General features: G+C 69.7%; 11 protein-coding genes. 2 read left to right on the forward strand and 9 right to left on the reverse strand.

The genetic code is table 11. The features are described 5' to 3' along the window. Nucleotides 1-48: 48 nt before the first annotated feature. Together ACFY4A_RS08920 and ACFY4A_RS08925 are read right to left on the reverse strand one after the other, a co-directional pair. Nucleotides 49-984: an amino acid ABC transporter permease gene (locus ACFY4A_RS08920; RefSeq protein WP_390828721.1), complete on the reverse strand. Its 936-nt coding sequence runs from the start codon at nt 982-984 to the stop codon at nt 49-51. A gap of 33 nt (nt 985-1,017) precedes the next feature. Further along, entirely contained in the window at nt 1,018-1,977 is a 960-nt protein-coding gene (locus ACFY4A_RS08925) for an ABC transporter substrate-binding protein (RefSeq protein WP_390828723.1), read from the reverse strand. Between the two features lie 547 nt (nt 1,978-2,524). On the opposite strand from ACFY4A_RS08925, the gene ACFY4A_RS08930 reads away from it, so the two are divergent. Both ACFY4A_RS08930 and ACFY4A_RS08935 read left to right on the forward strand, forming a co-directional pair. Beyond that, nucleotides 2,525-3,748 (forward strand): NADP-dependent malic enzyme, encoded by a 1,224-nt coding sequence (locus ACFY4A_RS08930; protein WP_390828724.1) that lies wholly within the window; start codon nt 2,525-2,527, stop codon nt 3,746-3,748. A 144-nt stretch (nt 3,749-3,892) separates the two neighbouring features. Continuing rightward, nucleotides 3,893-4,858 carry a zinc-binding dehydrogenase gene (locus tag ACFY4A_RS08935; protein WP_390828725.1) on the forward strand — a complete coding sequence of 322 codons (966 nt, stop codon included), beginning with the start codon at nt 3,893-3,895 and terminating at the stop codon, nt 4,856-4,858. Between the two features lie 160 nt (nt 4,859-5,018). On the opposite strand, the gene ACFY4A_RS08940 is transcribed toward ACFY4A_RS08935, so the two are convergent. From ACFY4A_RS08940 to ACFY4A_RS08970, 7 genes are all read right to left on the reverse strand, one after another. Continuing rightward, complete coding sequence (locus ACFY4A_RS08940; RefSeq protein ID WP_390828726.1) at nt 5,019-6,011, reverse strand: helix-turn-helix transcriptional regulator; 993 nt, start codon at nt 6,009-6,011, stop codon at nt 5,019-5,021. Nucleotide 6,012: 1 nt separating this feature from the next. Beyond that, nucleotides 6,013-6,918 (reverse strand): DUF4097 domain-containing protein, encoded by a 906-nt coding sequence (locus ACFY4A_RS08945; protein ID WP_390828727.1) that lies wholly within the window; start codon nt 6,916-6,918, stop codon nt 6,013-6,015. A gap of 167 nt (nt 6,919-7,085) precedes the next feature. Beyond that, nucleotides 7,086-7,265, reverse strand: coding sequence for a DUF6104 family protein (locus tag ACFY4A_RS08950; protein WP_003992906.1), 180 nt, complete (start codon nt 7,263-7,265; stop codon nt 7,086-7,088). Between the two features lie 86 nt (nt 7,266-7,351). After that, nucleotides 7,352-11,179 carry a multifunctional oxoglutarate decarboxylase/oxoglutarate dehydrogenase thiamine pyrophosphate-binding subunit/dihydrolipoyllysine-residue succinyltransferase subunit gene (locus ACFY4A_RS08955; RefSeq protein WP_390828728.1) on the reverse strand — a complete coding sequence of 1,276 codons (3,828 nt, stop codon included), beginning with the start codon at nt 11,177-11,179 and terminating at the stop codon, nt 7,352-7,354. A 282-nt stretch (nt 11,180-11,461) separates the two neighbouring features. Beyond that, nucleotides 11,462-12,568, reverse strand: a complete 1,107-nt coding sequence (locus ACFY4A_RS08960) for a sensor histidine kinase (protein ID WP_390828729.1) — start codon at nt 12,566-12,568, stop codon at nt 11,462-11,464. After that, nucleotides 12,565-13,302: a response regulator transcription factor gene (locus ACFY4A_RS08965; RefSeq protein WP_390828730.1), complete on the reverse strand. Its 738-nt coding sequence runs from the start codon at nt 13,300-13,302 to the stop codon at nt 12,565-12,567. Before ACFY4A_RS08965 ends, ACFY4A_RS08960 begins: the two co-directional genes overlap by 4 nt. 122 nt (nt 13,303-13,424) lie before the next feature. Next, on the reverse strand, nt 13,425-14,102 hold the full coding sequence (locus ACFY4A_RS08970) for a spermidine synthase (protein WP_390828731.1): 678 nt from the start codon (nt 14,100-14,102) through the stop codon (nt 13,425-13,427). Nucleotides 14,103-14,193 lie beyond the last annotated feature (91 nt).

The following is a 14,193-nucleotide window of genomic DNA, read 5'->3' on the forward strand; positions in this document are numbered from 1 at the left end:
CGACGCCGGTGTCGCGCACGGTGGTGTCCTGCTTGGTGAGCTTGTCCGTCATGCCGTGACCTTCCTGCTGGAGAAGGACGTCAGGTGCGCCTTGACCTTCTGCCACGGCGTCGGCGGCAGGCTGCGGCTGGAGCCGCGGGCGTAGTACCGCTCGATGTAGTACTGGCCGACGCTCAGCACCGAGGTCATGATCAGGTACCAGGCGGCGGCGAGGAAGTACATCTCCACCGGGGCGCCGGAGACCTGGCCGATGTCCTGGGCGTAGCGGAACAGCTCCGCGAACTGGACCGCGGACACAAGCGAGGTCGTCTTCAGCATGTTGATGACCTCGTTGCCGGTCGGCGGCACGATCACCCGCATGGCCTGCGGGATGACGATCCGGCGCAGGGTCTTGCCGTGGCTCATGCCCAGCGCGTGGGCGGCCTCCGTCTGGCCCTCGTCGACGGCGAGCAGGCCGGCCCGGCAGATCTCCGCCATGTACGCCGCCTCGTTCAGACCGAGGCCGAGCAGCGCCGTCAGCAGCGGCGTCATGAAGTTCGACCAATAGTCCTTGTAGAACGGCATCAGGTTGATGTACTCGAAGACCAGGCCCAGGTTGAACCACACGAACAGCTGGACCAGGACCGGGGTGCCGCGGAAGAACCAGATGTAGAACCAGGCGATGGCCGAGGTCACCGGGTTCTTCGACAGGCGCATCACCGCCAGGATGATGCCGCCGACGATGCCGATCAGCATCGACAGGACCGTCAGCAGGAGGGTCTTGCCGACGCCGGTGATGATCCGGTCGTCGAAGAAGTAGTCCGGAACCGCCTGCCAGTTGATCTTGCCCTGGCCGAACGCGTAGATGATCGCGACCAGAATCGCGATCGCGATGACGGCGGTGACGTACCGCCCGTAGTGCCGGACCGGAATGGCCTTGATGGCCTGCGGTCCGGCCGGGGGCGTCTCCTCGGCCCCCGCCGTCTTGCCGATGTCAGCAGTCACAGGTGTCGCCTCTCAGCGGCCGCTCGGGCGCGGTCACTTGCCGCCGTTGATGACGGACTCCTTGACGGCACCGTCCTGGGCGCCCCACTTCTCCAGGATCTTCTGGTACTCGCCGTTCTTGATGATCGCGTTCATCGCCGCCTGCAGCGCGTCGCGCAGCTGGGTGCTGCTCTTGCCGACCGCGACGCCGTACGGGGCCGCATCGACCTGCTCACCGACGAGCTCGAAGTCCTTGCCGCCGCCGGAGGTCTTGACCGCGTACGCGGCGACCGGGAAGTCGGCGGAGACCGCGTCGGCGCCACCGGAGCGCAGGCGGGTCTCGGCCTGCTGGTTGTCGTCGAAGGCCTGCATGGCGATCGTCTTGCCGCCCGGGCACTTCTTCGCCTCGGTCTTCGCCAGGTCCTCCGAGACGGTGCCGCGCTGCACGGCGAGCTTCTTGCCGCACAGGTCGGCCCAGGTGGTGATGCCCTTGGTGTCGCCCTTGCGGGTGTAGATCGAGACACCGGCGGTCAGGTAGTCGACGAAGTCGACGCCCTCGCCGACCTTCTTGCCCGTGGTGGGGTCGACGCCCTCCTGACGGCTCTTGTTGTCCGTCATCGCCGACATGGCGATGTCGTAGCGGTTGGACCGCAGACCGGTGAGCAGGGCGTCGAACGTGCCGTTCTCGAACTCGAAGGTCACCCCGAGCTGCTTGCCCAGGGCGGCCGCGATGTCGGGGTCGAGGCCGACGACCTTGCCTGACTTGTCCTTGAACTCGACCGGCGCGTACGCGATGTCGGAGCCGACCCTGATGACACCCTTGTCACGGATCTGGGCCGGGAGCTTGTCCGCCAGCGGGGCCGCGTTCGCCGAGCCGCTGTCCGATGGCTTGTTCGTGTCCTTGGTCTGGTCACCGCAACCGGTAAGGATCAGGGCGCCGGTGACCACGATCGCACCGACCGCAGCTAGCCGGGAGTGCGCGGCGGTCGTACGACGGGTGGAGCGTGCGGTCATTGTGGTTCCTCCGGCTGATGGATGGAGCTGCCGATGGGTCGACGAGAACACACACCTTCGGGTGTTGCGACCTCGTGTGATTGACCGCATCTTGCCATTCAGGCTGCGCCATTCAGGGGAGTCGCCATGTCAAAATCGGATAACGGGTGACCCCCGAACAGCGCAGAGCGGCTCCGGCAAAGCCGGACCATCTGCAGGAATGCCCTCTTCCGGCCGGAAGATCTTCGGTCCGTCTCAGGATGCGGTCTGCCGGGGCGTGATGTTTGAGTGCAGTTGCGGCTTTCTCGGGCATTCGACGGCGAGTTGTCCCCATATTGGGCCAAGTGCCCCGTCCCCGTCATGTGACCTTGACGTTATGGACTCGTCGTTGACGGCGATCGTCCGGTAAGAAGGTTCTTTACACCCCTCATCCGGGGCTCGGAGCGCGTGTGCGGCGCGCCGTCGCGCAGGTGGCCGAAGGCATCACTCACGGTCCGTGCGCGGTCCCGCCCGCTCCTCACCAGGAGCGGCAACCCTCAAACCATGAACACTTAAGGGGTAAAACGAAGTGGCAGCGGAGATCGTCAATCCTCGCAGCGACAGCAGTACGGATCAGGACGGCGGAGCTGAGCCGCTCGACTCCTTCGATCCGGCCTTCGCGCTGCACCGCGGCGGCAAGATGGCCGTGCAGGCCACCGTGCCCGTCCGTGACAAGGACGACCTGTCCCTGGCGTACACACCTGGCGTCGCGCGCGTGTGCTCCGCCATCGCGGAGCAGCCGGAGCTGGTCCACGACTACACGTGGAAGTCGTCCGTGGTCGCCGTCGTGACCGACGGCACGGCCGTGCTGGGGCTCGGTGACATCGGCCCCGAAGCCTCCCTCCCGGTGATGGAGGGCAAGGCGATCCTGTTCAAGCAGTTCGGCGGCGTGGACGCGGTGCCGATCGCGCTGAACTGCACCGACGTCGACGAGATCGTCGAGACCGTGGTGCGCCTCGCGCCGTCCTTCGGCGGGGTGAACCTCGAGGACATCTCGGCCCCCCGGTGCTTCGAGATCGAGCGCAGGCTCCAGGAGCGTCTGGACATCCCGGTCTTCCACGACGACCAGCACGGCACGGCGGTCGTGACCCTCGCGGCGCTGCGCAACGCGGCCCGGCTGAGCGGGCGGGCGATCGGGGACCTGCGGGCCGTCATCTCGGGCGCGGGCGCGGCCGGTGTGGCCATCGCCAAGATGCTGGTCGAGGCCGGTATCGGCGATGTCGCGGTCGCGGACCGCAAGGGCGTGGTGTCGGCCGACCGCACGGACCTGACGCAGGTCAAGCGCGAGCTGGCCGAGTTCACCAACAAGGCCGGCATCAGCGGTTCCCTGGAGGACGCGCTGGCCGGCGCCGACGTCTTCATCGGCGTCTCCGGCGGTACGGTGCCGGAGCGGGCCGTGGCGTCGATGGCCGAGGGGGCCTTCGTGTTCGCCATGGCCAACCCGAACCCCGAGGTGCACCCCGAGGTCGCGCACAAGTACGCGGCGGTCGTGGCGACCGGACGCTCGGACTTCCCCAACCAGATCAACAACGTCCTGGCGTTCCCCGGCATCTTCGCGGGCGCGCTCCAGGTGCGGGCGTCCCGGATCACCGAGGGAATGAAGATCGCGGCGGCCGAGGCGCTGGCCGGCGTCGTCGGGGACGACCTCGCCGCGGACTACGTGATCCCCTCGCCGTTCGACGAGCGGGTGGCCCCCGCCGTGACCGCGGCGGTGGCCGCTGCGGCCCGTGCCGAGGGCGTGGCCCGTCGCTGAGCCGACCCACGAACGGCCCCGTCCCCTCCGGACGGGGCCGTTCGTCTTGTCCTGCGTCCCTCCTGACCTTCTGCCTGGCAAGAGGGTGAGGGTCACAGAGGTGCGTGGTTCCGCCGGCCGGGGCGCACCCCTATGGTCAAGGTCATGTTCGCTGTCTACGCCGCCCGAATCGACCACGACCAGCCGCTGAGCGGCCTGGAGTCGGGGGAGCGCCCCGCCCCCGAGGCCCGTCCCGGCTGGAGCACGGTCAACGTCAGGGCCGCCTCACTGAACCACCACGACCTCTGGTCGCTGAGGGGGGTGGGCCTGTCCGAGGACAAGCTGCCCATGATCCTCGGCTGCGACGCCGCCGGCGTCGACGAGGACGGCAACGAGGTCGTCCTGCACTCCGTGATCGGCCAGAGCGGGTACGGGGTCGGGCCCGGGGAGCCCCGGTCCATCCTCACCGAGCGCTACCAGGGCACCTTCGCCGAACAGGTGGCCGTGCCGACCTGGAACGTCCTGCCCAAGCCCAAGGAGCTCTCCTTCGAGGAGGCCGCCTGCCTGCCCACGGCCTGGCTCACGGCGTACCGCATGCTCTTCACCAACGCCGGCGTGCGTCCCGGCGACTCCGTTCTCGTCCAGGGCGCCGGCGGCGGTGTCGCCACGGCCGCGATCGTGCTCGGCAAGGCGGCCGGGCTGCGGGTGTTCGCCACCAGCCGGGACGAGGTCAAGCGCAGGCGGGCAGTGGAGCTCGGCGCCGTGGAGGCGCTGGAGCCGGGGGCGCGGCTGCCGCAGCGGGTGGACGCGGTGATCGAGACCGTCGGCGCGGCCACCTGGTCGCACTCGGTCAAGTCGCTGCGGCCCGGGGGCACGATCGTCATCTCCGGGGCCACGAGCGGCGACCGGCCGTCCCATGCCGAGCTGACGCGCATCTTCTTCCTGGAGCTGAAGGTCGTCGGCTCGACCATGGGCACCAAGGACGAACTGGAGGACCTGCTGTCCTTCTGCGCGGCCACCGGGGTCCGTCCCGTCATCGACGAAGTGCTGCCGCTCGACCGTGCCCGCGAGGGCTTCGAACGGCTGGAGTCGGGCAGCCACTTCGGCAAGGTCGTGCTCACCAACTCCTGACTTTCACCACCTGTTCTTCGAGCGGCGGGCCCGGGCGTCTCCGGGGCCCGCCGCTCGTCTGTCGGCATCTCGGGCGTCCCCGGCTCCCCGAATGTGTCAACTATGGCGCGGGCGGCCGGTTGAAGGGTGGCCGCCCCCCTCGGGGGCCGGTGGGCGGCCGTCAGACCTTCGGGCGGTGCAGGAGCGAGGCGATGTGGGCCGCCGCCGTGGACAGATGGCGGCGGGCCTCACGGAGCTGGTCGGCGGTGATGCCGTTGTCCCGGGCCGTGTCGCGGATGTCGTCGCGGAAGCGGTCCAGGAGGCGGTCCAGGTCGCGGGCCGGGTCGCCCGTGAGGTCCTCGTGCGCCCAGGCCGGTTCGTAGCCGGCCGGGAAGTCCTCCGGGGTCGTGGAGTACTCGGGCCGGGCCGCGGTGCGGCCGAAGGCGTAGTCCTTGCCGAAGTCGCCGAACTCCTTGGCCAGTTCGGTCAGGCCCTCGCGCACCCCCGTGGGCCAGTCGCCCCGGTCGAAGTGGTCCTGCACCTGCTCCTGGACCCGCTTGGCGATGCGCTGCAACTCCTCCTGTGCCTGGACCCGCGCCCGCTCCTGCGCCTCCTTGGCCTGCCGCCGGGCCCGCTGGGCCTCGTCGCGCGCCCTGCGGCTCTCCTCCTTCGCGCGCCGCGCCTGCTCCTTCCATTCCTGCTTGACGCGCCGCATCTCCTCCTTGGCGGCCTGCCAGGCCTCCTTGTCGTCGGCCTTGCCGTGCTCGCCGTGGACCTCGGTGCCCTCCCGGGCCTGGGACGCCGCCGCCCGCATCTCGCGCCGCAGATCGCCCGCGGCGCCGCGCACATCGGCGCGGATCTCCGCGGCGAGTTCGGCGACGGACTCGCGGATCTCCAGCTCCAGATCGGCCAGTTCACCACTGCGGTCGGCCAGTTCGGCGCGGCCGGCGTCCGTGATCGCGTACACCTTGCGGCCGCCCTCGGTGGTGTGCGTGACCAGGCCCTCGGCCTCCAGCTTGGCCAGCCGCGGATACACCGTGCCCGCCGAGGGGGCGTACAGGCCCTGGAAGCGCTCCTCCAGCAGCCGGATCACCTCGTAGCCGTGGCGCGGGGCCTCGTCGAGCAGCTTGAGCAGGTACAGGCGAAGACGGCCGTGGGCGAAGACGGGGGGCATCTCAGAGCACCTTCTTGTCGGTCGTGCCATCGGCGGAGCCGCCGCTGGAATCCTCGGCCGGGCGGGCGTCCCCCGGCTCCGCCTCCCACGGTCCGTCCTCCGCCGGCGGGCGCCGCAGCAGCGCGATGGAGCCGGAGACGGTGGTCGCCTTCAGCCGGCCGTTGCCCGCGCCGAGGCGGCCGGTGATCCGCTTGGCGCCCCACTGACCGCCGACCTTGAGGTCCTCGAAGGCGTTGGACACCGTCCCGCTCGCGGTGTTCGCGTCCACCTGTGCGTCCGCCGGGTGGGGGAGCCGGATGGCGATCTCGCCGGAGACACTGGTCAGGCTCACGTCGGTGGGGCCGCCCGCCGGGTCGAGGTCGACGATCATCGACCCGCTCACCGAGTCCGCCCGCACCGAGGGGCCGGCTCCGTCGACCACCGTCAGGTCGCCGGAGACCGAGTTGAACCGCAGGTCACCGGAGAGGGCCTGCGCCTCCACGTTCCCCGACACGGTGTCCGCGCGCACCGGGCCCGTGAGGCCCACCAGGGTGGTGTCCCCGGAGACGCCCTTGACCTCCGCGCGTCCGTCGATCCCCGAGACCATCGCGCCGGCGCCGACCACTCCGAGCTCCACGCGGGTGCTCGCCGGAACGGCCACGGAGACCACGGCGCTGCGCCGCCAGCCCTTGCGGTCCAGCCACTTGAGGAAGCCCTTCCAGGGCAGGTCCTCGTACGCCACCGTCAGCGTCCCGCCCTGCTGGGTGACCACCAGGGGCGGCCCCTCGATCTCCGAGACCTCCAGGCGGGCCGGGCCCTCGTCGGCACCCACGACGTTCACCGTTCCGTGCACGATGCGGACGTTGAGCTCGGTCACGGACTCGTCGAAGGTGAGCTTCCCGGGCTCACCGACGGACCACTCGGACATGGTGCAGACCTCCCGGACTGGACGCGACACGCCATATCGCGTTGTCTGGAAACCACGATATATCGCGTTCACGGGAAGTCAAGACACTCGTTCCGGCGATACCGCGGCAGGCCCCTGAAAAGCGACAGGGCGCCCCGGAAGGGGCGCCCCGTACCGAACGTTCGTTCCTACTCGTCGTCCTCGTCGTCCAGCCGGGCGAGCCAGGTCGCCAGCCGCTCCACCGGCACCTCGAAGTCCGGATTCAGGTCGACGAAGGTCCGCAGCTGCTCGGCCAGCCACTCGAAGGTGACCTCCTCCTCGCCCCGCCGCTTCTCCAGCTCTTCGATGCCACGGTCTGTGAAGTACATGTGGTCAAGGATAGGCACGCCGAAACGACCGGGCCGCACCCCCGTCCAGGGGGTGCGGCCCGGTCAGGTACGACCCGCGGGAGCGGTTACGCCTCGAACACCTCGCGCACCAGCTGCTCCTGCTCCGCCTGGTGCCGCTTCGCGGAACCGACGGCGGGCGAGGAGCTGTGCGGACGGGAGATGCGACGCAGGCGCTCGCCGGCCGGGATGTCCGCGCCGACCGCCAGGTCCAGGTGGTCGATGAGGTTCAGGGCGATGAACGGCCACGCACCCTGGTTCGCCGGCTCCTCCTGGGCCCACAGGTACTTCTCCGCGTTCGGGTACTTGGCGATCTCCGCCTGGAGCTCTGCACCCGGCAGCGGGTACAGCCGCTCGAGGCGGATAATCGCCGTCTCGGCAGCCGCAGCGTCCGTCACGCCCCGCTTGCGGCGCTCGGCGTCCAGGTCGTAGTAGACCTTGCCCGCGGTGAAGACGACCTTCTTCACCGCCGCCGGGTCCACCGACGCGTCGCCGATGACCGGACGGAACTGACCCGTGGTGAACTCCTCCGCCTTCGAGGCCGCGGCCTTCAGGCGCAGCATCGACTTCGGGGTGAAGACGACCAGCGGCTTGTGGTGCGGGTTGTGCACCTGCCACCGCAGGAGGTGGAAGTAGTTCGACGGCAGGGTCGGCATCGCGACCGTCATGTTGTTCTGCGCGCAGAGCTGGAGGAACCGCTCCGGGCGGGCGGAGGAGTGGTCCGGGCCCTGGCCCTCGTAGCCGTGCGGCAGGAGCAGGGTGACGCCGGAGGTCTGGCCCCACTTCTGCTCGGCGGAGGAGATGAACTCGTCCACCACCGTCTGGGCGCCGTTGGCGAAGTCGCCGAACTGGGCCTCCCACATCACCAGCGCGTCCGGGCGGGCGAGCGAGTAGCCGTACTCGAAGCCCATCGCCGCGTACTCGGACAGCAGGGAGTCGTAGACGTTGTACCGGGCCTGGTCCTCGGACAGGTACAGCAGCGGGGTGAAGTCCTCGCCCGTCTCACGGTCGATGATCACCGCGTGCCGCTGGCCGAAGGTGCCGCGGCGGGAGTCCTGGCCGGACAGCCGGACCGGGACGCCCTCCAGGAGCAGCGAGCCGATGGCGAGGGTCTCGCCCATGCCCCAGTCGATCGTGCCGTCCTCGACCATCGCCGCCCGGCGCTGGAGCTGCGGCAGCAGACGCGGGTGGACGGTGATGTGGTCGGGGATGTTGACCTGGGACTCGGCGATGCGCTTGACGACCTCGGCGGAGACAGCCGTGGACACCGCGACCGGGAAGCCGTCCTGCGGTGCCTGGACGTCCCCGGAGGCCGGCTGGGAGGTGGCCTCGCGGACCTCGGTGAAGACCTTCTCCAGCTGGCCCTGGTAGTCCTGAAGCGCCTGCTCGGCCTCTTCCAGGGTGATGTCGCCCCGGCCGATCAGCGACTCGGTGTAGAGCTTGCGCACCGAGCGCTTCTTGTCGATCAGGTCGTACATCAGCGGCTGGGTGAAGGCCGGGTTGTCCGACTCGTTGTGACCGCGGCGGCGGTAGCAGATGAGGTCGATCACCACGTCCTTGTTGAACGCCTGGCGGAACTCGAAGGCCAGCCGCGCCACGCGGACCACGGCCTCCGGGTCGTCGCCGTTCACGTGGAAGATCGGGGCCTCGATCATCCTCGCCACGTCCGTCGCGTACATGGAGGAACGCGAGGACTCCGGGGCGGCCGTGAAGCCGACCTGGTTGTTGATGACGATGTGGACCGTGCCGCCGGTGCGGTAGCCGCGCAGCTGCGACATGTTCAGGGTCTCGGCCACCACGCCCTGGCCCGCGAAGGCCGCGTCGCCGTGGATGGCCACCGGCAGGACGGTGAAGTCCGTGCCGCCCTTGTTGATGATGTCCTGCTTGGCGCGGGAGACACCCTCCAGGATCGGGTCCACCGCCTCCAGGTGGGAGGGGTTGGCCACCAGCGAGACGTTGATCTGCTCGCCGTCCAGGCCGGTGAAGGTGCCCTCGGCGCCCAGGTGGTACTTCACGTCGCCGGAGCCGTGCATCGACTTCGGGTCGAGGTTGCCCTCGAACTCACGGAAGATCTGCGCGTACGACTTGCCGACGATGTTGGCCAGGACGTTGAGGCGGCCGCGGTGGGCCATGCCGATGACGACCTCGTCCAGGCGGGACTCGGCCGCCGAGTCGATGACCGCGTCCAGCAGCGGGATGACGGACTCGCCGCCCTCCAGCGAGAACCGCTTCTGGCCGACGTACTTCGTCTGCAGGAAGGTCTCGAAGGCCTCGGCCGCGTTCAGCCGGCGCAGGATGCGCAGCTGCTCCTCGCGCTCCGGCTTGGAGTGCGGGCGCTCCACACGGTCCTGGATCCACTTGCGCTGCCTGGGGTCCTGGATGTGCATGAACTCGATGCCGACGGTGCGGCAGTACGAGTCGCGCAGCACACCGAGGATGTCGCGCAGCTTCATCAGCGTCTTGCCGGCGAAGCCGCCGACCGCGAAGTCGCGCTCCAGGTCCCACAGGGTGAGCCCGTGCTCGGTGATGTCCAGGTCGGGGTGCTTGCGCTGCTGGTACTCCAGCGGGTCGGTGTCGGCCATGACGTGGCCGCGGACCCGGTAGGAGTGGATCAGCTCGAAGACGCGGGCGGCCTTCGTGACGTCGTCGTCGTGCGAGGCGTCGATGTCCTTGAGCCAGCGGACCGGCTCGTAGGGGATGCGCAACGACTTGAAGATGTCGTCGTAGAAGTCGTGCTCGCCCAGCAGCAGGTTGGCGACGGCGCGCAGGAACTCGCCGGAGGCGGCGCCCTGGATCACCCGGTGGTCGTAGGTCGACGTGAGCGTCATGACCTTGGAGATGCCGAGCTTGTTCAGGGTGTCCTGGGAGGTGCCCTGGAACTCCGCCGGGTAGTCCATGGAGCCGACGCCCATGATCACCGACTGGCCGGGCATCAGCCGCGGCACGGAGTGGACCGTGCCGAGACCGCCGGGGTTGGTGAGGGAGACGGTGACGCCGGTGAAGTCGTCCATCGTCAGCTTGTTGTCGCGGGCGCGACGGACGATGTCCTCGTAGGCCTGCCAGAACTCGAAGAAGTTCAGCGTCTCGGCCTTCTTGATGGCGGCCACGACGAGCTGGCGGTCGCCGTTGGGCTTCACCAGGTCGATGGCCAGGCCGAGGTTGACGTGGTCCGGCTTGACCAGGGTGGGCTTGCCGTCCTTCTCGGCGAAGGACCAGTTCATCGACGGCATCTGCTTGATGGCCTGGACCATCGCGTAGCCGATGATGTGCGTGAAGGAGATCTTCCCGCCGCGGGCCCGCTTGAGGTGGTTGTTGATCACGATGCGGTTGTCGAACAGCAGCTTCACCGGGACGGCGCGCACGGACGTGGCCGTGGGCAGCTCCAGCGAGGCGTTCATGTTCTTCGCGACCGCGGCGGAGGGGCCACGCAGCGTGACGAACTCGGGACCCGCGGGTGCCTCGGCGGCGGGTGCGGCCTTGGCGGCCGGCTTCGCGGGCGCCGGAGCCTGAGCCGCGGGCTTCGCGGGAGCCGGAGCGGCGGCCGCGGGTCGCGGCGCGGCCGGGGGCTGCGCGGGAGCGGCCGGCGCGGCGGCGGCCTGGGGAGCGGGCCGGGCCGGGGCGGCCGGAGCGGCGGCGGGCGCCGCCTGAGCCGTGGTGGTGGTCTCCGCGGCCCCCGCGGCCGCGGTACCCGCCGGAGCCTGCGGGGCGGCGGCCCCCGGCTTGTAGTCGGCGAAGAAGTCCCACCAGGCGCGGTCTACGGAGTTCGGGTCCTGGAGGTACTGCTGATAGATCTCGTCGACGAGCCACTCGTTGGCACCGAACGCGGCCGCGGGGTTCTTCCCGGCTTGGTCGGTGTCGGTCGAGATGCTCGAGTTACTGGGGGACTGTGGCGACACGGCGGCAACCGCCCTCTTCCGCTTCACAAGAATGATGGACAGCGGGAATAAAGGCTACGCCCCTGAGAGGGGGAAGGTCAGGTCGGGCCACTCCTTCGTCATGTAAGTCACATCAAAACCCGGGTTTCGGCGCTTGAATTGGCGGGAAACAAGCGTGGTTCCGCTGCGCCAGGGAAGGGGCGACCCGGGCCTGACCCCCGTGGGGTGCAGGCCCCGGCCTGATCACACGTGTCCGCCTGCGGGGATGCTCGTGGATCTTGGGGCTCTTGATCGAACTTTACGTCAACTTGGTAAAGAGGGCAGGCCCGGAAGAGTGATGAGGATCCGGCAGCCCCGCTCGGATTCGGCCACACCGATCCGGCCGCCGTGCAGATCCACCGCCCAGCGGGCGATCGCCAGACCGAGTCCGGTGCCGCCGTCGCTGCCCGGACCGTGCGGCCGGTGCACCGCCCCCCGGTTGAAACGCTCGAAGACGCGGTGCCACTCCGAGCGCGGGATGCCGGGCCCTTCGTCCAGGACCTCGAGCTCCAGCGACTGCGGCTGCGGGCCGCGCCGCGCCTTCACCGTCACGCGCCCGTGCGGCGGGCTGTGCTTGACCGCGTTGTCGATCAGGTTGGCGACCACCTGGTGGATGCGCTCGGGATCCGCGTGCGCGGTCAGCTCGGGCGGAAAGACGTCCAGGTGCAGATGGACGTCCGTACGGGTGTGGCTGCCGGAGCCGGAGGCGATGCCCGCGCGGGCCGAGGCGACCATGTTGGCCTCCTTCAGCACGCCCGACAGGTAGGGCCACACCTCGAAGCGGCGCTGTTTCAGCGGCACCACGCCGTTGTCCAGGCGGGACAGGTCCAGCAGCGTCTCCACCAGCCGACCGAGCCGCTCGGTCTGCTTCAGGGCCGTGCGCATGGTCTCGGGATCGGCCTCGGTGACCCCGTCGACGATGTTCTCCAGCACCGCGCGCAGGCCCGCGATGGGCGTGCGCAGCTCGTGCGAGACGTTCGCCACCAGCTCCTTGCGCTGGCGGTCCTGGGCCGCCAGCTCGTCTGCCATGCGGTTGATCGTCTGGGCCAGGTCGCCCAGCTCGTCCCGGCGGCTCTCGCGCACCCGGCGCGTGTAGTCGCCGTGCGAGATGGAGCGGGCCACCGTGTTCATCTCGTCCAGCGGCGCGGTGAGCGAGTGCGCCACGAACTGCGTGATCAGCAGCGTGGCGATCATCGAGAACACCGTGATGAAGCGCAGCTCCGTCGCCGTGCGCACGGCGATCATCAGCAGACCCGTGGTGATCAGCACCGAAATGACGACCAGCGCGCCCAGCTTCGTCTTGATCGAGAACGGGCGCACGCCACCCCAGGGCTCGCCCTGGTCCCTCCGTGCGGCCGGCCCGTCGCTCATGGGCTCGGCGTCTCCAGCGCGTAGCCCACGCCGTGCACCGTCCGGATCCGCTCGGCGCCGATCTTCCGGCGCAGCGCCTTGATGTGGCTGTCCACGGTCCGGGTGCCGGAGGCGTCCGCCCAGTCCCACACCTCCGCCAGCAGCTGCTCGCGCGAGAGCACCGCGCGCGGGGTGTTCGCCAGGCACACCAGCAGGTCGAACTCCGTCGGGGTGAGGTGGACGTCCTCGCCGCGCACGCGCACCCGGCGCTGGGCGTGGTCGATCTCCAGCTCGCCCAGACGCAGGATGCCGCTGCGCGGGGTCGCCGCGGCCAGTGCGGCCCGCTCCATGCGGCGCAGCAGCACGTGCACGCGTGCGGCCAGCTCCCGCATCGAGAACGGCTTGGTCATGTAGTCGTCCGCGCCGACCCCGAGGCCGACCAGCATGTCGGTCTCGTCGTCCCGCGCGGTGAGCATCAGCACCGGCACCGGGCGCTGGGCCTGCACGCGGCGGCAGACCTCCAGGCCGTCGAAGCCGGGCAGCATGATGTCGAGGATCAGCAGGTCCGGCTGCCAGGCCTCGGCGGTGTCGACGGCGGCCGGGCCGTCGCCCGCGGTCTGCACGAGGAATCCCTCGGCGCGCAGGCGGGTGGCGATGGCATCCATGATGGTCTGGTCGTCCTCGACCACCAGGACCCGGCGCTGGGCGCCCGGGGTGGCCGTCGTGCCGTTGTGCGCGGTGTGTGTCTGCTCCATCGCCCGCCCCTGAGTGTGCTTTCCGGAATCCGTGGGGTGATCCCTTGACTGCGCGTAGTTGCGATTGACGCTTGAATGATCGGCGCCAAGGGAGCAGCGTACGGGGACTCACCACACCTTTGCTATCCAGGTCGGACCGCGAGGTGCACGACGTCCGGAACGCCCCGGGCAACGGGGACCTCTTCGGTGCGCACCTGTCGGAACCCGACATTCCGCAAGGTTCCTTCAAATTCCGCAGATGGCTTCGCGGACCACACCGCGAGGACCCCGCCCGGCCTCAACGCCCTTGCGCAGCTTGCCAGTCCGGCCGGTCCGTACAGTTCCTCGTTGTGCTCGGTGACCGTCCAGTCGGGGCCGTTGTCGATGTCCAGGCAGAGCGCGTCGAACGTGTCGTATGTCTCATTGACGTAGGCGATCATGTCTCCTTCGACGACCTCGGTGCGCGGGTCGGCCAGCGCGTCTGCGGTCAGCTCGGCGAGGGGGCCGCCGCGATGCCAGTCGATGATCGCTCGTTCGCGTTCGACAACGGTGATCCGTCCCCAGCGCTGGTCCGCCGCGGCGTGTGCGAGTGAGAAGCCGACGCCGAGGCCGCCGATCAGCACGCTCGGCGCCCGCCGTTCCGGCAGCGCGGCGAGCGCCGCGTCGACCAGGAGGCGCTCGGAGCGCCCGTCGGAGGTGTCCATCAGGAAGCAGCCGTTGGCGATGATCTGCAGCAGTGCCCCGTGCCGGCGCAGCACGACCTCGCCGTAGGGGCCGTCACGGCGGTCCAGCACCTCAGGGGCGTCGTACGAGCCGGTCATGGGGCCATCCTGCCCCAACGGGCCCTTGAAGCCACGTGAATTACGGGTGACACCCGTGTGCGATGGGTCGCGCGCCGAGCGTCCCGGGGTC

This window comes from Streptomyces sp. NPDC001292, assembly GCF_042896465.1.
In the GTDB taxonomy this organism is placed as follows: Bacteria; Actinomycetota; Actinomycetes; order Streptomycetales; family Streptomycetaceae; genus Streptomyces.